Annotated in this window: 22 protein-coding genes; 13 read left to right on the plus strand and 9 right to left on the minus strand. The window is 60.6% G+C overall.

All coding sequences use genetic code 11. From position 1 onward, the window contains the following. Positions 1-72 precede the first annotated feature (72 nt). From ectA to DOM33_RS01825, 3 genes are all read left to right on the plus strand, one after another. Positions 73-654, plus strand: coding sequence for a diaminobutyrate acetyltransferase (ectA, locus tag DOM33_RS01815; protein WP_110665293.1), 582 nt, complete (start codon positions 73-75; stop codon positions 652-654). Between the two features lie 44 nt (positions 655-698). Further along, positions 699-1,964 (plus strand): diaminobutyrate--2-oxoglutarate transaminase, encoded by a 1,266-nt coding sequence (ectB, locus tag DOM33_RS01820; RefSeq protein WP_110665295.1) that lies wholly within the window; start codon positions 699-701, stop codon positions 1,962-1,964. A gap of 93 nt (positions 1,965-2,057) precedes the next feature. Continuing rightward, on the plus strand, positions 2,058-2,453 hold the full coding sequence (locus tag DOM33_RS01825) for an ectoine synthase (RefSeq protein WP_110665297.1): 396 nt from the start codon (positions 2,058-2,060) through the stop codon (positions 2,451-2,453). A 125-nt stretch (positions 2,454-2,578) separates the two neighbouring features. Here DOM33_RS01825 and cyoE read toward each other — a convergent pair whose 3' ends face one another. Genes cyoE through cyoA form a run of 5 tightly spaced genes read right to left on the minus strand, consistent with a single transcriptional unit; the run spans position 2,579 to position 7,630 of the window. After that, positions 2,579-3,523, minus strand: a complete 945-nt coding sequence (cyoE, locus tag DOM33_RS01830; RefSeq protein ID WP_239495227.1) for a heme o synthase — start codon at positions 3,521-3,523, stop codon at positions 2,579-2,581. Beyond that, positions 3,481-3,816, minus strand: a complete 336-nt coding sequence (gene cyoD, locus DOM33_RS01835) for a cytochrome o ubiquinol oxidase subunit IV (protein ID WP_110665301.1) — start codon at positions 3,814-3,816, stop codon at positions 3,481-3,483. Before cyoD ends, cyoE begins: the two co-directional genes overlap by 43 nt. Next, positions 3,813-4,433 (minus strand): cytochrome o ubiquinol oxidase subunit III, encoded by a 621-nt coding sequence (cyoC, locus tag DOM33_RS01840; protein ID WP_110665302.1) that lies wholly within the window; start codon positions 4,431-4,433, stop codon positions 3,813-3,815. Before cyoC ends, cyoD begins: the two co-directional genes overlap by 4 nt. A 2-nt stretch (positions 4,434-4,435) precedes the next feature. After that, positions 4,436-6,418 carry a cytochrome o ubiquinol oxidase subunit I gene (gene cyoB / locus DOM33_RS01845; RefSeq protein WP_110665304.1) on the minus strand — a complete coding sequence of 661 codons (1,983 nt, stop codon included), beginning with the start codon at positions 6,416-6,418 and terminating at the stop codon, positions 4,436-4,438. Positions 6,419-6,424: 6 nt separating this feature from the next. Further along, a complete protein-coding gene (gene cyoA, locus DOM33_RS01850; RefSeq protein ID WP_338053803.1) occupies positions 6,425-7,630 on the minus strand; it encodes a ubiquinol oxidase subunit II in 1,206 nt (401 codons plus the stop codon). Positions 7,631-7,921: 291 nt separating this feature from the next. Between cyoA and DOM33_RS01855 the strand changes: the two genes are divergently transcribed. The 3 genes from DOM33_RS01855 to yidD are packed head-to-tail and all read left to right on the plus strand — an operon-like array spanning position 7,922 to position 9,164. Continuing rightward, entirely contained in the window at positions 7,922-8,365 is a 444-nt protein-coding gene (locus tag DOM33_RS01855) for a transcriptional repressor (protein WP_110665308.1), read from the plus strand. 32 nt (positions 8,366-8,397) lie between these two features. Next, a complete protein-coding gene (gene hisI / locus DOM33_RS01860) occupies positions 8,398-8,838 on the plus strand; it encodes a phosphoribosyl-AMP cyclohydrolase (RefSeq protein ID WP_110665310.1) in 441 nt (146 codons plus the stop codon). Beyond that, positions 8,835-9,164, plus strand: a complete 330-nt coding sequence (gene yidD / locus DOM33_RS01865; protein WP_110665312.1) for a membrane protein insertion efficiency factor YidD — start codon at positions 8,835-8,837, stop codon at positions 9,162-9,164. The genes hisI and yidD overlap by 4 nt, the downstream gene beginning before the upstream one ends. Before the next feature lie 50 nt (positions 9,165-9,214). Here the strand turns inward: yidD and DOM33_RS01870 are convergent, their stop codons facing one another. Continuing rightward, the gene (locus DOM33_RS01870; RefSeq protein ID WP_110665314.1) at positions 9,215-9,637 is read right to left on the minus strand and encodes a SufE family protein; all 423 of its coding nucleotides are present in this window, start codon (positions 9,635-9,637) and stop codon (positions 9,215-9,217) included. 168 nt (positions 9,638-9,805) lie between these two features. Between DOM33_RS01870 and DOM33_RS01875 the strand changes: the two genes are divergently transcribed. Next, positions 9,806-10,771: a DNA-binding protein gene (locus DOM33_RS01875; protein WP_110665316.1), complete on the plus strand. Its 966-nt coding sequence runs from the start codon at positions 9,806-9,808 to the stop codon at positions 10,769-10,771. Between the two features lie 12 nt (positions 10,772-10,783). Here DOM33_RS01875 and DOM33_RS01880 read toward each other — a convergent pair whose 3' ends face one another. Both DOM33_RS01880 and nfuA read right to left on the minus strand, forming a co-directional pair. Then, positions 10,784-11,671, minus strand: coding sequence for a TAXI family TRAP transporter solute-binding subunit (locus DOM33_RS01880; RefSeq protein ID WP_110665317.1), 888 nt, complete (start codon positions 11,669-11,671; stop codon positions 10,784-10,786). Between the two features lie 327 nt (positions 11,672-11,998). Further along, positions 11,999-12,586, minus strand: coding sequence for a Fe-S biogenesis protein NfuA (gene nfuA / locus DOM33_RS01885; protein ID WP_110665319.1), 588 nt, complete (start codon positions 12,584-12,586; stop codon positions 11,999-12,001). Between the two features lie 362 nt (positions 12,587-12,948). On the opposite strand from nfuA, the gene DOM33_RS01890 reads away from it, so the two are divergent. Further along, positions 12,949-14,601 (plus strand): nitrite/sulfite reductase, encoded by a 1,653-nt coding sequence (locus DOM33_RS01890; protein WP_110665321.1) that lies wholly within the window; start codon positions 12,949-12,951, stop codon positions 14,599-14,601. Further along, a complete protein-coding gene (locus DOM33_RS01895; protein WP_110665323.1) occupies positions 14,594-15,142 on the plus strand; it encodes a DUF934 domain-containing protein in 549 nt (182 codons plus the stop codon). The genes DOM33_RS01890 and DOM33_RS01895 overlap by 8 nt, the downstream gene beginning before the upstream one ends. A 141-nt stretch (positions 15,143-15,283) precedes the next feature. Here DOM33_RS01895 and smrA read toward each other — a convergent pair whose 3' ends face one another. After that, a complete protein-coding gene (smrA, locus tag DOM33_RS01900; RefSeq protein WP_110665325.1) occupies positions 15,284-15,883 on the minus strand; it encodes a DNA endonuclease SmrA in 600 nt (199 codons plus the stop codon). A gap of 308 nt (positions 15,884-16,191) precedes the next feature. On the opposite strand from smrA, the gene DOM33_RS01905 reads away from it, so the two are divergent. From DOM33_RS01905 to DOM33_RS01920, 4 genes are all read left to right on the plus strand, one after another. Next, the gene (locus DOM33_RS01905; RefSeq protein ID WP_239495228.1) at positions 16,192-16,635 is read left to right on the plus strand and encodes a gamma-glutamylcyclotransferase family protein; all 444 of its coding nucleotides are present in this window, start codon (positions 16,192-16,194) and stop codon (positions 16,633-16,635) included. Between the two features lie 247 nt (positions 16,636-16,882). Next, on the plus strand, positions 16,883-17,524 hold the full coding sequence (gene wrbA, locus DOM33_RS01910) for an NAD(P)H:quinone oxidoreductase (protein ID WP_110665329.1): 642 nt from the start codon (positions 16,883-16,885) through the stop codon (positions 17,522-17,524). After that, the gene (locus DOM33_RS01915; RefSeq protein WP_110665331.1) at positions 17,521-17,925 is read left to right on the plus strand and encodes a DUF2069 domain-containing protein; all 405 of its coding nucleotides are present in this window, start codon (positions 17,521-17,523) and stop codon (positions 17,923-17,925) included. The genes wrbA and DOM33_RS01915 overlap by 4 nt, the downstream gene beginning before the upstream one ends. Before the next feature lie 13 nt (positions 17,926-17,938). Further along, positions 17,939-19,189 (plus strand): hypothetical protein, encoded by a 1,251-nt coding sequence (locus tag DOM33_RS01920; RefSeq protein WP_239495229.1) that lies wholly within the window; start codon positions 17,939-17,941, stop codon positions 19,187-19,189. Positions 19,190-19,278: the final 89 nt, after the last annotated feature.

The raw sequence follows: 19,278 nt of genomic DNA on the forward strand, positions 1-19,278 counted from the left end.
AATAACCCTGAATTTGTTGATGTGCTAAACCCTTGTTATCCTGAAACCAAATTCGCCATGGCGACGAAGACGATGACTCATCCCAATCCGGCGTTTACCCCCTCGGTCGAACTCGCCCGTCCCACCATTGCGGACGCTGTGGTCGGCAAGCCTGACATGCCGCTGTACATCCGCAAGCCCACGACGGAAGACGGTTGGGGGATCTACGAGCTGGTCAAGGCGTGCCCGCCACTCGACGTCAATTCGGGCTACGCTTACCTGCTGTTGGCGACCCAGTTTCGTGACAGTTGCGCTGTTGCCACGACGGAACATGGCGAAATCGTGGGTTTCGTCTCGGGTTACATCAAGGCCGATGCTCCGGACATCTATTTTCTCTGGCAGGTCGCAGTGGGAGAGAAGGCCAGGGGCACCGGGCTGGCGAGACGCCTCATCGAGGCCGTCATGAGCCGCCCTGAGCTCGCTAAGGTCAATCACCTTGAAACGACCATCACACCCGACAATCTGGCGTCCTGGGGGCTTTTCAAACGCCTGGCTCAGCGCTGGCAGGCTTCGCTTTTCAGCCGCGAGTACTTCTCGACGGAACAGCTGGGAGGTGAACACGACCCGGAGAATCTCGTACGGATCGGCCCCTTCGATCCGCAACAACTTTTTTGAGGCGATCGCTGTCGCCGTCGTTCACCGCCAATCATGGAGGTTGCATGCAGACGCAAATTCTCGAACGGATGGAATCCGAAGTCAGAACCTACTCTCGCTCTTTCCCGACGGTATTCACGCACGCCAAGGGATCGAGACTGACCGACGAGCAGGGCCGCGAATACATCGACTTCCTGGCGGGCGCGGGAACACTGAACTACGGCCACAATCATCCCAAGCTGCAGGAAGCGCTGGTCGAATACATCACGAGCGACGGCCTGGTTCACGGTTTGGACATGTGGTCCGAGGCGCGTCGTAGCTACCTCGAAACGCTGGAAGAAGTGATCCTCAAACCCCGAGGGCTGGATTACAAGGTCCATCTTCCCGGACCCACCGGCACCAACGCCGTCGAAGCTGCCATTCGTCTGGCCCGAGTCGCCAAAGGGCGGCACAACATCGTGACGTTCACCAATGGTTTCCACGGCGTGACCATGGGGGCGCTGGCGACTACCGGTAATCGCAAGTTCCGTGAAGCCACCGGAGGCATTCCCACGCAGGGTGCGAGCTTCATGCCGTTCGACGGCTACATGGGCGACGGGGTCGACACGCTCGATTATTTCGAAAAGCTGCTGGGTGATCAGTCCGGCGGACTGGACATGCCGGCCGGCGTCATCGTCGAAACGGTCCAGGGCGAAGGCGGTATCAACCCGGCGGGACTCGGGTGGCTCAAGCGTCTCGAGAGCATCTGTCGGGCCCACGACATTCTACTCATCGTCGACGATATTCAGGCCGGGTGCGGGCGCACCGGCAAATTCTTCAGCTTCGAACATGCTGGCATCGTTCCGGACATCGTCACCAATTCCAAGTCGCTTTCCGCCTATGGAATGCCGTTCGCCCATGTGCTGATGCGCCCGGAACTGGATAAGTGGAAACCCGGCCAATACAACGGTACGTTCCGCGGTTTCAATTTGGCCTTTGTCACCGCCACGGCTGCCTTCAAGCACTTCTGGCAGGATGACAAGCTCGCCCGCGACGTCCAGCGCAAGGGACGAATCGTCGAGGAGCGCTTTGCCAAGATCGCGGCCTGGATGACCGAACAGGGTTACCCGGCATCCGAGCGCGGTCGCGGTTTGATGCGTGGCATCGATGTGGGTGACGGTGACATCGCCGACAAAGTCACGGCCAAGGCGTTCGAGAACGGGCTTGTCATCGAAACCGCCGGTCAGGGCGGCCAGGTCATCAAGTGCCTGTGCCCGCTGATCATCAGCGACGAGGACTTGCTCGAGGGGTTGGACATACTCGAACGCAGCGCCCATGACGCACTTGGCTAAGCCGCTATCGACGCTCACTCACCGGAGCGACACGATCGCTCCGGTCAGGGGCCTTCATCATGACTCGTTTCATTTTTATGAGGATGCCATCGAATGATCGTACGTAATCTCGAAGAATGCCGTAAGACCGAACGCTTCGTTGAAGCCGAGAACGGTAACTGGGACAGCACACGCTTGATGCTTGCCGACGACAACTGCGGTTTCTCGTTCAACATCACGCGCATTCACCCGGGTACCGAAACCCACATCCACTACAAGAACCATATCGAAGCCGTCTTCTGTTACGAAGGTGAAGGCGAGGTCGAAACGATCGCGGATGGTAAGGTTCATACCATCAAGGCCGGTGACATGTATCTGCTCGATCAGCATGACGAGCATTGGCTGCGCGGCAAGGAGAAGGGCATGACCGTCGCCTGCGTATTCAACCCGGCGCTGACCGGACGCGAGATCCATCGCGAGGATGGCTCATACGCACCGCCCGAAGCGTGATTGCGACGCCGCATCAAGGCTCGCAGTAGTCGTCGTCAAATGGCTACTGGCCAACGAAAAAAACCGCCCGGGAGGGCGGTTTTTTTTGTCTCGACGACGACAATCCATCGCCAATATGGGCTCCGTCACAGCCTGACAAGCGAGAAAAGCGGATCGGCGATCGGCATGCGGCTATTGATCGACATCATGACACTCAGTGCCGTTACGACCATGATCGAGATGCCGAATACCTTCTTTGCCCACGCGTCACTATCCTCGGCCTTGAACCCCTTGAGGGCGATCGATAGCCAATACAGGCTCATACCGGCCGCGACGACGCCATAGAGCCAGCCGGCATAGCCGGCAACGCTCAACATGACCGACGCCAGTCCGAACAGTGCGGTGTAGACGACGATTTGTCGCTTGGCACTGGCGATACCGCGCTTGACGGGCAGCACGGGGATCGATGCCGATGCATAGTCATCGAAACGAAAGATGGCGATCGCAAACGAGTGCGGCATTTGCCACAGACCGAAAATGAGTAGCAGCAGTAGGGCGCCCAGATCGAACGTTCCTGTCACTGCACAGTATCCGATGACCGGGGGCGACGCCCCGGAAAGACTGCCAATCAGCGTGCTGTGGACCGAATTGCGTTTCAGGTAAAGGCTATAGGCACCGACATAGATGGCGAATCCGAAAGCCGCGAACCCAGTCGCCAAGGCAGTCGTTTGCCACGCCAGCAGACCGAATCCGGCAAGTCCCAGTACGACTGCAAAGATCAACGCTACCGCTATCGAGATTCTGCCGGTCACCATGGCGCGAGAGCGTGTCCGCGCCATATGGCCATCGATATCACGATCGATCACATTGTTGAAAACGCAACCCGAGGCAACGACGAGTGAGGTGCCGATAACGGCGGCCAGGAACACTAGCGGCTCGAAATGACCACCGGCGGCTAAACAATAGCCGCCGATGACTGTCACGAGATTACCGAAAATGATTCCGGGCTTGGTAAGCAGCAAATACGGCTTGAACGCCATCCGCCGGCTTAGCCCATCATCATATTGGCGTGAAGGTGATGCATGATCCATAGGGAACCACCCACGAGGAGTACGAGTACCGCGACGGTGAAGACGAAGGACATGAAGTTCCAACCGTCTTCATCCTTGGTGTTCAAGTGCATGAACAGGATCAGCTGTACCAGTACCTGAATGATGGCCGTCACTGTCACGACGATGACCCGGGCGAAGTGAGAGAAATCTCCCAGCATCACGACGCCGAATGCGACGAGCGTCAGGGCGATCGAAATGACGAGGCCAACGACATAGGACTTGAGGCTGCCATGGCTGGCGCCGGTGTCGACTGAGTTATGTACGTCGCTCATGACATGGCTCCGAACAGATAGACGAAGGAGAAGACGCAGATCCAGACGATGTCCAGGAAGTGCCAGAACAAGCTCAGGCAGAGCATGCGCGGCTTGGTGACATCGCTGAGGCCTTGCTTGGAGATCTGGAAGAACATGATCAGGATCCAGACCAGACCCAGGCTCACGTGAAGACCGTGCGTACCGACTAGGGTGAAGAAGCCCGACAGGAACGCACTGCGGTCAGGTCCAAAGCCTTCGGCAATCAGGTGATGAAACTCGTAGATCTCGAGACAGATGAAGCCCAGGCCGAGAAGAAACGTGACGGCCAACCACTTCAGTACACCACCCTTGTCACCGGCAGTCTGCGCCAGAATGGCCAGACCGAAGGTGAAGCTGCTGACGAGCAGAAAGATCGTCGAAACGAAGATCAGCGGCAGTTCGACGATGTCACTTGCGCCGGGACCGCCAGCGGTCCCGGAAAGCAATACCGCGAAAGTGGCGAACAGCGTGCCGAAGATCACCAGGTCGCTCATCAGATAGACCCAGAAACCGAACACCTTGATCGCGCCGGTGTCGTGATGCTCATGCCCGTCGTGGGCATGAGCGTCGTGCTGCTTGAGCGTATCGGTTGCCATGATTAGACCTGCACCTCTAGCCGTTTGTAGTAAGCGCGCTCGATCTTCTCGACCTCGGCGGCATCCACGTAGTAGTCGGTATCACTGTTGAAGATACGGAACATGAACGTGACGAAGATGCCCAGGCCACCGGCAATCGCCAGCCACCAGATATGCCAGATGAGGGCGAAGCCGAAGACGATGGCGAACAGTCCGATCAGCGGACCTTCGGTCGTGTTCTTGGGCATGTGAATGTCTTCGAACTCGTGCGCCAGTTCACGTTTGAAGCCACCCGGTTGCTGCTTCATCTCCCAGAACGCGTCAATGGAGCTGACGGTCGGCAGGTGCGCAAAGTTGTAGTGCGCGGGCGGGGAGGCGGCTGCCCACTCGAGCGTACGGCCATCCCACGGGTCGCCGGTCAGGTCGCGATTCTTCTCGCGGTCTTTCACGCTGACAATGATCTGGATGACCAGGCAGGCGATACCCATCGCGATGATGACGGCACCCACCCACGCCACGATCATGAGCGGCTGCCAGCCGGTCGGTTCGTAGGACTGCATGCGACGCATCGCGCCGAAGAAGCTCAGGGCATAGAGCGGCATGAAGGCCATGTAGAAGCCGACGAGCCAGCACCAGAACGAACGCTTGCCCCATTTCTCGTTCAGCGTGAAGCCGAACGCTTTCGGGAACCAGAAGGTGAGACCCGCGAGCATGCCGAAGACCACGCCGCCGATGATGACGTTGTGGAAGTGGGCAATGACGAACAGGCTGTTGTGAAGCACGAAATTCGCGCCCGGGACAGCGAGCATCACGCCGGTCATGCCACCCAGAGTAAAGGTGATGATGAAGCCGATGGTCCAGAGCACCGGCGAGGTGAACTGGATGCGGCCGCGGTACATGGTGAACAGCCAGTTGAAGATCTTCACGCCCGTCGGGATGGCGATGATCATCGTCGTGATGCCGAAGAAAGCATTGACGTTGGCACCGGCACCCATGGTGAAGAAGTGGTGCAGCCAGACGACGAACGACAGGATCGTGATCGCAACGGTCGCCCAGACCATCGTCTTGTAACCGAACAGACGCTTCTTGGTGAACGTCGCAATGACTTCCGAGAACACGCCGAATGCCGGCAGGATCAAGATGTACACCTCGGGGTGTCCCCACGCCCATATGAGGTTGACGTACATCATCATGTTGCCGCCCATATCGTTCGTGAAGAAGTGGAAGCCGAGATAGCGGTCCAGCGTCAACAGCGCGATAGTCACGGTCAGGATCGGGAAAGAGGCGATGATCAGGACGTTGGCGCAGAGCGACGTCCAGGTAAAAATGGGCATGCGGAACATCGTCATGCCTTTCGTGCGCATCTTGAGGATGGTCACGAAGAAGTTGATGCCGGTCAGTGTCGTCCCGATACCGGATATCTGTAACGCCCATATCCAGTAGTCCACGCCAACGTCGGGACTGTACTTGATACCCGAAAGCGGGGCATAGGCCAGCCAACCCGTCTTGGCGAACTCACCGACTACCAGCGAGATATTGACCAGTACCACACCTGCCACCGTGAGCCAGAAGCTCAGGTTGTTCATGAACGGGAAAGCGACGTCGCGCGCACCGATCTGCAGCGGAACCACGAGGTTCATCAGGCCGATGACCATGGGCATGGCGACAAAGAAGATCATGATCACGCCGTGGGCCGTGAAGATCTGATCGTAGTGGTGGGGCGGTAGATACCCCTCGGCGCCGCCGGCGGCGATCGCCTGCTGCGTACGCATCATGATCGCATCGGCAAAGCCACGAATGAGCATGACCAAGGCGACCAGGAAGTACATGATGCCGAGTTTCTTGTGGTCGATGGAGGTGATCCACTCGCGCCACAGATAACCCCACTTTTTAAAGTAGGTGAGAAGACCAAAGACCGTGGCCCCGCCAAGAATGATGACGGCGGCCGTGACCATGATGATCGGCTCGTGATAGGGAATTGAGTCTAACGATAATTTTCCGAACATGGTTCGTTACTCCGCTGCCTGCGCACTCATGGGCATGGACTGCTCTTGATCGGCGTGCGATCCCGCTTGCTCTTGGGATTCCTGACCGCTATGGAAACTGCTCACGATATCCTCGTAGAGGTTGGGAGAGACGTCGGAGAAGTGCTCGATCGGATGCGCGATCGACGGCTCGGCCAGATCCTGATAGTTGCCCTGGAACCTCAGTGACTCGGAGGACTGACGAACTTCGTTGATCCAGGCGTCGAAGTTGTCTACCGACGTCACGTGAGCATCGAAGAGCATCTCCGAGAAACCTTCGCCGCTATAGTTGGTCGAACGGCCGCGATAGATGCCGATTTCATTGCCTTCCAGATACACGTCGTTGGCCATACCGGCCATGGCGTAGATCTGGCTACCCAGACTGGGGATCATGAAGGAATTCATGACCGTCGCCGAGGTCACACGAAAGTGCACCGGGGTGTCGACCGGCATGGCCAGTTCGTTCACCGACGCGACACCTTGTTCCGGGTAGATGAATAGCCATTTCCAGTCGAGCGCGACGGCGTCGATAGTCATGGTCTGTTCATCACTGGCGATCGGCTTGTGGGGGTCGTACTCGTGCGACGTCTGCCATGTCAGGATGGCGAGGAACAAAATGATGACGCAGGGAATGGCCCAAACGAAAACTTCGATAACGTTCGAATGTTCCCAGTTCGGCGTGTACTTCGCGGCCAGATTGGTACCACGGTATTTCCACGCAAATAGAATGGTCATCACGATGACCGGGATGACGACGATCAGCATCAGCCCGAAAGCCGTAATGATCAGCGACTTGAGACCTTGGCCGATTTCACCCGAAGGGTCCATCAGCGCCGATCCACAACCGCTCAACAACAGCGGCGCGCCCAGCCACGTCATCACACTCAAATACTTGAGGGAGTTCCTTTTTCTCATCTCACGACCCCAGTGGAGGAAAGCTTTTCGGCCCTGCAACAACGGCCAGCGGCCTGCATCATACGCCGCTCGCCAGGGCTGACAACTTGGATTAGAACGCCCGATGGGATCATCCGGCATCGCACGTCGCCAACGAAGTAGGGATTTCGCGATCGGCATTGTACCCAAAATTACCAATGCGTTCAGGGCGGCGATGCAAAAGTCGCGGCGTGTGTGGCGATATGTCGCATCGAGTGCGAAGCCAACCAATGCTAATTGCCGACACCGTTCGTTGAACATTGAATACCGCCATGAACTGGCGCAGGCGTCCTTGCAAAGTCATCGAGAATTTACGTGGCTGGGCTAATAACGGATGCAGGTCCGAGCAGCTAGCTGACGCTGGAATCAGGCTCTATCCCAGCGCGTACGTACATTCGCATAATATATATTATGTTAAATCAAAGTGATTTTTGCCAATACGGCTTCTGCGCTGCCGATCGTTATGGACTCTTCCTGGACTTACCCTCGTTGGCCCCGCTCAGGTCGAATGCGTAGAATGCTGGCTCTCTTCGCAGGTTTTCAGGAATGGCGATGCTCGATTCGCAGACTCTGCTGCAACAAGCCGAAAGCCAGTGCCAGGCTCGTGGCGTTCGGTTCACGCCCATCCGCCGTCGTGTGCTCGAGATGATCTCGAGTACGCCGGGCGGTCTCAAGGCTTATGACCTGCTCGACAAGCTTTCGGACGAGCACGCATCCGCCCGCCCGCCGACGGTCTACCGCGCGCTGGACTTTCTCATCGAGCAAGGATTGGTCCATCGCATCGAATCACTCAATGCCTATCTGGCCTGCCCTTGCCCTGAACACGTCCACCGGTTCCAGCTGTTGATCTGCCGTGAGTGCGGTCGCGTCGAAGAGCTGCACCAGGAAACCGTTGGTGAACTGCTCTCCACGACTGCCAAAGAGCGTGGCTTCACCATCCAGCGCCAAACCATCGAACTGCTTGGCGTCTGCGACGCCTGTCGTCACGGCGCTTGAACCCGCTTTGCCAATTCTGACGGATGGACGCTATGCCACTCTTTCACGATCTTGAAACCGCCGGCGTCGGAACGCGAGTCCCTCTCGACGACCTGCTGGCCGCGGCCAAATGGAACGCTGAGGGCCTCGTGCCCGCCATCGCCCAGCAGCACGATAGCGGCGAGGTGTTGATGATGGCGTGGATGAACGACGCGGCGCTGCGTGAAACTCTCGAGACCTATCGTGTCTGCTACTGGTCCCGTTCCCGTCAGGCGTTCTGGCGTAAGGGGGAGACTTCAGGGCAGCATCAGCGACTGGTCGAAGCGCGCTTCGACTGCGACGGTGACACGCTGTTGCTCAAGGTCGATCAGTCCGGGCCAGCTTGTCACACTGGGCGCCGCAGCTGCTTCTACATGAAACTGTCGTCGACTCAAGGCGAGATCGACAGTACGCCATTGGTTTCTGCGCAGTCGCTATACGGTAGCAAGGGATGAAACGGGCACTCGGCCGATTGGCATCGCTGATCCTCACGGGGCTGATTCAGTGCTATCGCTACGGCATCAGCCCCCTGCTCGGCCCGCGCTGCCGGTTCTGGCCCACCTGCTCGAGCTACGCATTGGAGGCCATTCAGCTTCATGGCCCCTGGCGCGGTGGCTGGCTGGCACTTCGGCGTCTGCTCAAGTGTCACCCATTGCATCCTGGCGGCGTCGACCCGGTGCCGGAGCCGTCAAGCTCAGGTCACGGCGATGATGGCACTGAGCCATGCCACCATTCGCATGACGAGAATCGCAGGATGTCGACAGACGACGGGCGTCAGTGATTTCTCCGACGTCGCCGCTCGACCCCCCTTCCCTATCTAGCCCCTCCGATTCATACGTTCTGAGCATGAGCCTCGCGGGCAATGGCATAGATGCGTTCCAGCATGGCGTGCAGCCCATTGCTTCGCGTTGGCGATAGATGCTGGTCCAGCCCGAGCTCTTTGAGGAATTCGGGTTCGTTGGCAAGAATCTCCGATGCCTGGCGATCGTCGTAAACCCGTAGCAGTATCGCGATCAGCCCGCAGACGATAGCCGCATCCGACGTCGCCCTGAAACGCAGCCGCTCTGCCTCCTGCTCAGAGCGCAACCAGACGTTGGACTGGCACCCCTCGATCTTGAACGCAGGGATCCTTTCCGCTTCCGCATACTCCGGTAGCTGACGCCCCATGTCGATGATGTACTGGTAGCGGTCCATCCAGTTATCGAACATTGAAAACTCGTCGACAAGCTCGGCCTGCGTCTCTGCAATAGTCATGAAAGCTCCTCTTCTGAACCCACCATTATAAGAGCTGTGCCGCGGCGACCCCAGCCGCGTCTGGTCGATCGCGTTTTTACGTATCGGATTTACGTAAATGTCGTATGCTGAATCTCAGGAGCCATCGAAGAGCTCCAGGGTCAGTCAGACAGCAACAGGGAACGCATCATGGCTCGCAATGGAATTCGTTACGAAGACGTTCGCCGCGCGATCGATACGCTGCAGCAGCGTGGAGAGACCATTAGCGTACAGAAAGTGCGCGAGTTTCTCGGTACCGGCAGCTATACCACGATCAGTGACCATCTTCGGGAGTGGCGTCTGAGGGACAACGGGAGCGGACAGCATCTTCCCGCGATCGATCGTCCTGACGGTCTCGAACGCTGGGTCAATGACATCTGGGAAAAGGCGCAACAGGCTGCCTACGAGAAGCTTGCCGTCTATCGCCAGGAGGCCGACGACCAGATTCGCGAATCGGACAACGCGAGTCTCCAGTCGCAGCGCGAGCGTGAGAACGCAGAACAGCGTCTCGAGGCGCTGAACGAGCACATGCTGCGCGTCCAAGAACGTCTCGAAACGAAGATGGCCGAAGCGGCCCGATTCCAATCGGAACTGCAGACGCTCAAGGCCAGTCAGAGCCAGCAGCAAAAACGCATTTCCCAGCTCGAGCAAGTGTGTCACCGGCACGAGCAGACCCTCGAGGAGAGCGAGAAGCAGCATCGCGAAGCGACCGCTCGGCTACAGCAGGCACACCAGACCAAGCTGGCGCAGGAAGAGAAGCGCCACGAGTCTGCCGAGACTCGCCTGATGGAGCTGCTGGACGATGCGCGCCAGGAGCGGTCGAAGCAGGAAAAACAGTACGAGCAACGCTTGGCCAGCCTGGATCAGCGCTGTGAACGACTACAGCACGATCTTTCCGAGCATCGCCGGCAGTATTCTCAGCTGCAGGAGGCGCAGCGCAACGAAAAGGCGCATACCGAACAGGTCGCGAGCGAGCGGCGAGTCAGTGATGATCGTCTGCGTAACGTTCAGCAGGAAAAGCAGCGCCTCGAGACAGAGTTGAAAAACCTTCGTGCTGCGAATCGCGAAATGCAGGAACGGCTTTCTCGAGCCGCCCTTCCCCCGACCGCGGTTTGAGCAACGCACGGATCAGTCGCGCCCCGCCTCGCTCCATCCTCTCTCTTGGTAATAGCGCCGTGCCCCCTCGTGGAGCGGCGCCGTCCTCGCCGAATCGATCATGATCTCGGGAGTGAGGTTCTCGAGCGCCGGGTGCGAGTGGCGAAAACGGTCCCAGTTGTCGAAAACGGCGGCCACCAGGTCGTAGATCTGGTCTGCATCGGCGTCGGCGCGCGCGACCAGCGTGGCACGCACGCCGAAAGTCTCGGTATCCGTCAGGTTCCCGGTATAGAGCCCGCCCGGGATGACGGTCGTCGCGTAGTACGGTGCGTTTGCCAGCAGCGTGTCGACAGCCGGCCCGTCGACGTCGACCAGATGGGACTGACAACGCGTCGTCGCAGCACCGATCGCGCCGGACGGGTGCCCTACCACGTAAATGAAGGCGTCCAGCCCCCCTTCGCACATGAGTCGCGCCATGTCTTCGGGTTTGAGCTCGCTGGCGAGGGCGAAGAAGGATTCCGAATCGCCGGCGGCTTCGAGCAGCGCATCAAGTGTCGCCCGGTGCCCGGAACCGGGGTTGCCGACGTTGACGCGGCGATCTTCGAGGTCCGCGAAATGCTGGATATCGTTGGGCCCTGCGACCACGGTGAAGGCTTCGGCATGGAGAGAGAAAACGGCTCGGACCGAAGTATCCGGCCCCACGTCTTCGAACGGCGGCTTACCGGTCGCCGCGGCGTACTGTACGTCCGACTGCACGATACCGAGTGTCAGGTCCCCAGTGCGAACGGCTTCCATGTTGTAGAGCGAGCCGCCAGTACTCAGCGCATCGCACGCCTTTCCCGTCGATCGTTCGTAGCGTGCGCAGATCGCTTGACCAATGGGGTAGTAAACCCCGGCCGCATCGCCCGTGCCGAGCGTCATCGCTAGCGACCATGCAGGCGTCACAAGGCCGAGTAGTGGCGCTGCGATGAGTGTGAGAGCGGGAAAACGGAGCAACGTCTTAACTCCTAACAAGGCGCACCGTCACGGGCGGGGGTCGTCTGGCTCTATCGGCAGGCCAACGAGAGGCTGAAGCTTCGGTGACTCCGGCGTTTCGTTGCAAGACGCTATCGGTAACTCACCGGGTGGGTCGTTTCGAACGGCGCCAGTAGGCCGAACGGTTCGACCGACTCGTCCGAGCGGCGCCGGCGAGCAAGCGAAAAAAAGGAGCACTCGGTGAGTGCTCCTTGCGATCCCTACCCGCCAATATCAATAGTAGGCGTTGGTGGTGTCGGTATGATCGGTCACATCGCGAATGCCGGTGAGTTCGGGAATACGCTCCATCAGGGTACGCTCTACGCCCTCCTTGAGGGTCAGATCGACGGCGGCACAACCCTGGCAGCCGCCACCGAACTGAAGCACTGCGACCGGCTCCTCGGTGAGCTGGATCAGGCGGATTTCACCGCCGTGGGCGGCGAGCCCCGGGTTGATCTCGCTGTAGAGGATGTAGTTGATACGATCTTCCAGCGGGCTATCGGCGTTGACCTTCGGCATCTTGGCGTTGGGCGCCTTGATGGTCAGCTGTCCGCCCATGCGATCAGCGTTGAAGTCGACGACGGCCTCTTCCAGAAACGGCACGCTGTTCTTGTCGAGGAAGACGTTGAAACGTTCGAGTTCGACCTTTTCGTCGCTTGGCTCCTCTTCCCCCGGACGGCAGTAGGCCAGGCACGTCTCGGCGTAGGGCGTCCCCGGCTGCGTGATGAAAACGCGTACCGCGATGTCATCGACATCCTGCTTGGAGAGCAGTTCGGCCAGATACTCCTGACCGCTATCGGTAATCTGGATGGGTTGGCTCATGGTCGCTTGGAACTCTGCTTGAGATGTATTCACCTATGGTAGGAAAAAGCCGACCACAAGACAATCCTGAGTGTTTTAGTCAAGAAATGAAGCGCGCGACAGTCAGGCATGGCCCAGGGGCTGCCCTGCCCCGCCTCAGGCTTTCTGATACGCTGTCCAATGCTCCCAATCCGGCTTCGTTCTCGACACTTGCGACGGCGGCTAAGCCACGGGGACGTCCCGTAAAGCATGCAGGGCGTTCGGGATCGATCGCGCGCTAATAACGATTAAACAACGAACTATGAGTATTTATTCTTTTGTAGAATAACGCGCCGGCAGTAAGGTGCGCTCATTGGCCATCCATGACTAGCAGGATAAGCCCGATGTATCGCTACGACGACTACGACCAGACGCTCGTCGACGAGCGTGTCGCGCAATTTCGCGATCAGATGGACCGCTACCTCGCGGGCCAGCTCGGCGAAGAGGAGTTCCGCCCGCTGCGCCTGCAGAACGGTCTCTACATCCAGCGCCATGCGCCCATGCTGCGCATCGCCATCCCTTACGGCATGCTGAGCGGGCATCAACTGCGGGCACTGGCGGAGATCACTCGACGCTACGACCGCGGTTACGGCCACTTCACCACGCGTCAGAACCTGCAGCTCAACTGGCCGGCGATCGAGGACGTGCCCGACATCCTGGGCGACCTCGCCAAGGTCGAGATGCACGCCATCCAGACCAGCGGCAACTGCATCCGCAATACCACCAGCGACCAGTTCGCCGGCATCGCGCGTGACGAAGTCGTCGACCCTCGCCCCTGGTGCGAGCTCATTCGCCAGTGGTCAACGTTGCACCCGGAGTTCGCCTACCTGCCGCGCAAGTTCAAGATCGCGGTGACCGGGGCGACTCACGACCGCGCGGCGATCCATGTCCACGATATCGGTCTGCGCCTGTGGCGAAACGCCGATGACGAGCTTCGCGTGCGCGTACTCGCCGGTGGCGGCATGGGACGCACGCCGATGGTCGGCGAGGTGATTCGCGACGACCTGCCCTGGCAGCACCTGTTGACCTACCTCGAAGCGATCGTGCGGGTCTACAACCAGTTCGGCCGTCGTGACAACAAGTTCAAGGCGCGCATCAAGATCCTGGTCAAGGCGCTGGGCGTGGACGAGTTCCGTCGCCGCGTCGACGAAGAGTGGGCGCACCTCAAGGATGGCTCGCAGACGCTCGACGAAGCGACCGTCGAGGCGGCCCGCGGGCACTTCCCCGAGCCGGCTCGGCGACCGGTCGCGGAGTCGGCCATCGCCGACTACGAGCGGCTGCGTCACGACAATCGCGCTTTTGCACGCTTCGTGACCAACAACGTGGTCGATCACAAGGTGAATGGCTACAAGGCGGTGACGCTATCGCTCAAGCGTCGTGAACACGCTCCGGGAGACGTCACCGCCGACCAGATGGACGCAGTGGCCGATCTCGCCGACGCCTTTGGTTTCGGCGAGCTTCGCGTCACCCACGAGCAGAACCTCGTCTTCTCGGACGTACCCGTCGACGAGATCGAGACGCTCTGGCAGCAGCTCGACGCGCTCGGCATGGCCAACCCGACCGTAGGAACGCTGAACGACATCATCTGCTGTCCCGGCGGCGACTACTGCTCCCTGGCCAACGCCGTGTCGATTCCGATCGCCCAGGCGATCCAGGAACGTTTCGAGGATCTCGACTACCTCTACGATCTCGGCCCCATCGACCTCAACATTTCTGGCTGCATGAATGCCTGCGGTCATCACCACGTCGGCAATATCGGCATTCTCGGCGTCGACAAGAAAGGCGAGGAGTACTATCAGATCTCGCTCGGCGGCAATGCCGACGACGATGTCTCGCTGGGCAAGATCCTGGGGCCGTCGTTCTATCGCGAGGACGTGCCGGACGTCATCGACAAGGTACTCAAGGTCTATCTCGATAAGCGTCTCGACGACGAGCACTTCCTGGATACCTACCGTCGCGTCGGCCACCAACCGTTCAAGGAGCGCGTCTATGCCTGATTCCACGACTGACGAAGCCGCGGTCGAACCGATTGCCCACGCGCCCTGTGACAAGCTGATTCAGCACGGCGCACAGGTACGCGACGCCTGGGTGCTCTCCCGGGACGCGCAGACGCTGCCCGAGGCGCGCCCGGCTATCGTACCGCTCGCGCTGTGGCGTGAAGCCGGCGATGCAACGTCGACTGCCCCATGGCTTGCCAGTGACGTCGAACTCGACGGTGAACTGGCCGAGGCTCTCGCCCTGGCGCCGCTGGTGGCGATCGATTTCCCGTCGTTCACCGACGGACGCGGCTATACCCTGGCTCGTCTGCTTCGCGAACGCTTCGGCTACACCGGTGAAATCCGCGCCATCGGCGATGTGCTCATCGATCAGCTCTACTACATGCGTCGCTGCGGATTCGATGCCATGGCGCTACGGGACGATCAGGATCTGAACGCTGCGCTGCGGGCGCTTTCGAGCTTCAGCGTGAGCTATCAGCCTGCGGTCGATCTGGCCGAGCCACTCTTTGCGCGACGAAAGCGAGAACGCCCCGTCACTTGAAGCGCGGCGCCGACTGAAGCACGACGGCTTTATCACGACAAAACCCCGGNNCCGGGGTTTTGTCGTAAGCGCCTTGGTTCACTTTTTTCGGAGGGTGACTAGCCGGTCGTGCGCGCCGTGTGCTTTCGATGCCGGCCGGACTCAACCGCGACGTTTCTGCTGTCGCTCGCGGTTACGCGCCCTCGCCCGCTCGGATTTTCGCAGCATCACCAGCGTCGCCCCGAGCCCGCCCTGCTGCGGCGGTGCCGAAGAGAACGCCTGGACTTCCTCGAACTGCAGCAGCCACTTGTAGAGATACGACCGCACTACGTTGGCCTTGCCATCATCCTCGCGGGAGCGGCCGTGAACGATCAGTACGCTACGCAGGTCGTGAGCGTAGGCCTCCCGCAGAAAGCCGAAGACCGAGCGACGGCACTCGATCACCGGCATTCGCATGATGTGCAGCCGCGCTTCGGCAGCGTAGCCACCGTGGCGCAGGCGCTCGAGCACGCCGATCTGGATGCCGTCCCGGCGATACTCGATGGGATCGTGCGCGCCGAGAAGATCCACGAACTCGTCTGAGAGAAAGTCCCGCTCGTCTTCGTCGACCCGTTGGGCACTGGCCTTGCGAGCCAGCTGGCTTTCGGAAGGCGTCCGTGGTCCGGCATCGACGGCAGCGCGATCACGCCCCTTCTTCAAGGGACGCACGTCGTTACCCAGCGCCTGACGGAATGCCTGATGGTCGTTGCTGGCGTGGCTCATTATGGCGTTCCTCCGTGGGCAAAACGATCGAATCTCGAGGCGTCGCGCGAACCGAACGACGATCGCAGCAGGACGTAATGCGAGCGGCTTTCGAATTCGGCGGAGCGGATCCGAAGTTAAGTTGTGACGCCGATGCTAGCACGAGCGTCGTCGGGTCTCGCTAGTGGCGCCTTCTCTTACCGCGCCCCATTGCGTGGCGTGGCGCGACGAACGATACGTTTGAGCGTTTGAGCAGCGATTCTCTGCGCCGCGAACGGTCGGTTTCCGGTACATTCCTCGTCTCGGCCAGATAAAAGGACGCGAGCGGTATGGCACGGATTCTGAAATGGATAGTGGTGATGGTGTTGCTGGGCATTGCCGCCGGTGCCGGCTATTTCTGGTACACCTTCATGAGCCCCTACGGCTATGAGCCACCCGAGGCCGTCGCCGTCGATGAGCGGGTGATGCAGCAGGAAGTGTTCGTCTACGGCACCCTCAGAAACGACCTGCTGCGCTGGGTGATCATGGGATCACCCGTCAGTACCCGAGACGCCACGCTTGCGGGCTACCGTCGTCAGGATCTGGATATCCAGCCGGCCGAAGGCGTCGAGGTCGAGGGCGAAGTATTGACGGTGACGCCCAGCGCGCTCACGGCGCTGGACCGCTACGAGCGGCTCGGCGTGCGCTACACGCGGGAGGCAGTCAAGCTCGACGACGGCAGCTCGGTCTGGGTCTACAAGCGCTTACCGGATGACGCCTCGGGCGCTCCCTGAATCGAGGCGGCAGCGAGCGACCCCGATGACACCCATGTTTGAGCCCGCTTTCACCGCCGCCTACAATCAATCGCCCGACACCGCCGGCGAGAAATTGATATCGCGGATGACGCGCTACCGCGATCGTCGCCGAGCGGCGGCATCCCTTCGGCGGGGGCGTATTGGCCGGACGACCATCGCAGGCCAGTCGGCAAGCTCGTCCAGCGACTGACTTCATTTCCCCATCCATCTCATTCGAGGCATAGCGATGAGTGATTCTCGAGCGCCTGGTGGCGCCACTCCTTACGTGCTGGTGCTCTACTACTCACGTCAGGGGGCGACGCGCATGCTCGCCGAAACGATCGCGGCCGGCGTGGAAACGGTTGCTGGAATCGAGGCACGGTTGCGTACCGTACCGCCGGTCTCGCCCGTCTGCGAGGCGACCGAGCCCGAGATTCCGGCAGAGGGTGCGGTTTACGTCACCGAGGACGATCTACGTCACTGCGCCGGACTGGCGCTAGGCAGCCCAACCCGGTTCGGTAACATGGCCGCGCCACTCAAATACTTTCTGGATACCACCAGCGGCCTCTGGATGAACGGCGTTCTGGTGAATCGCCCTGCCACCGCTTTCACCTCGACCTCCAGCCTTCATGGCGGGCAGGAGAGCACGCTGCTCACCATGCTGGTGCCACTGCTACACCACGGCATGGTCTACGCCGGCGTGCCTTATAGCGAGACGGCGCTCATTCATACGCGCAGCGGCGGCACGCCCTACGGCACCAGTCATGTGGCGGGGGCGGATGGTAGCCGAGCCGTGGACGACGACGAGCGAGCACTGGCAAAGGCGCAGGGGCAGCGTATCGCGCGACTGTCGCTCGCCCTTGCCCCGTTGACGGAGGCGCGGGCGTGAACGATCAGCACCGAGGCGAGCAACCCAGTGCTGCCAGTGGGCTCACCGAATCGGTCGCCAGCTCGCGTCGGCAGGTGAGGCTCGCCTACGTCGCGCTGCTGGCGCTTCTCGTCGCCAGTGGCGTCTGGCACTACGTTCAAGGGCATGCCGACGTGGCCGCGCTCGTGGTGCGGGCACTGCCGCTGGTGCTGTTCCTGCCGACGCTGCTGCTCGAGCGTCGCCGCGGGCATATCTGGCTGACGGCGCTGGGTGTCCTCTATGTCGTACAAGGACTGCTCATCGTCAGCGAAGGCGGCCATTCATGGCTGGTATTCGCGGAAATCATTGCCGCCATCGCGCTCAGCGTAACGGCGTTCTACTACGTCCGCCGGCGTGGTCGGCTCGACCGTAGCGCCTCATGAGATTCGTCGTCGCATGAGCCCATCGGGCGCGCTGATTCTCGCGATGCTCGGGTTGAGCATCGCGGCGAGCCTGACGTCGCTACCGCTATGGCCGGCGGCGATCCTTGCCTGGGTCGCGACGCTGAGGCTCTTTCGTCGTCTGCCTCGCGCGTCGCGTCGGCAAGCGGGGGCGCTGCTGGCGGTCGGGGTAGCGCTCTGGGCGATAGCGCTCTTCCGTGGAACGCCCTATCCCTTGCTGCAGGCGTTCGTCATCAATCAGACGCTGGTCATGATGTTTGCCGGCGTCAGCTTTCTCACCATGGCGACCCCTGAGGTCGGCAAGCACGATCGTCAGGGCTCCGGCCTGGTGGGCACGCTGCTCGGTTCGCACCTGTTCGGCGCAGCAATCAACCTCTCGGTGGTGTTTCTATTCGGCGAACGGATGCAGCGTGACGGCCGCCTCACCCGGTCGCAGGCGTTGATCGTCGGGCGGGGGTTCACCGCGGCGGCGGCCTGGTCGCCGTTCTTTGTCGCCATGGGGGTCGCGCTGACCTACGCACCGGGTCTCGACTATCTCACGCTGCTACCGTGGGGGCTCGCCGCGGCGGCGGTGCTGCTGGCACTCAATTTCGCCGACGTCCATCGACTGCAGGAGCCGTTCGTGGGATTTCCGCTCGAGCGCAGCGCCCTGTTACTGCCCTGCCTGCTGGCGGTCGCGGTGATCGGGCTACACCTGATGTGGCCGTCGCTGTCGATTCCACTGATCATCGCGATGGTCTCGCCGCCCTTCTCGCTGCTGCTGATGCCGCGACACGGAAGACGCTCGCGGCTTCGCCATCAGTTCACCCAGGGGCTGCAGCGTCTGGCACCGCAGTTCGCGCTGTTTCTCTCCGCCGGGGTCATCTCCACCGGGCTGGCTGCCGTACTGGCGAGCCTGCCCGCCGAGCTGGAACTGCCCATTCGCCACTTCGGCCACTGGCAAGCCTGGCTGTCACTGGGGGCGATCGTTGCCGTGTCGTTCACCGGTATTCATCCGCTGATCGGCATCGCCACGCTCGCGCCGATCGTCGCCCCGCTCGATCCCGACCCGATCCTGCTTGGCCTGCTGTTTCTGATGAGCTGGGCGCTGGGTACCGGCAGCAGTCCGCTCTCCGGCAGCAATCTGGCGATCTGCGCCCGCTACGGCATCCGCGCGGGTGACATGCTGCGCTGGAATCTGCCCTACGCCCTGATCGGCTGGCTGCTCTGCGGTGGGGTGATCGCCCTGCATGGCGTCATCGCCTAGTTCGAGACATTCAGCGCTCGCGCGCGACGCACCGCGCTTGACGTGGTCGGCAGGGCTGTAATGATGACGTTGACGATATCGACCCAGGA

The sequence above is a fragment of the Salinicola halophilus genome (assembly GCF_003206155.1).
In the GTDB taxonomy this organism is placed as follows: Bacteria; Pseudomonadota; Gammaproteobacteria; order Pseudomonadales; family Halomonadaceae; genus Salinicola; species Salinicola halophilus.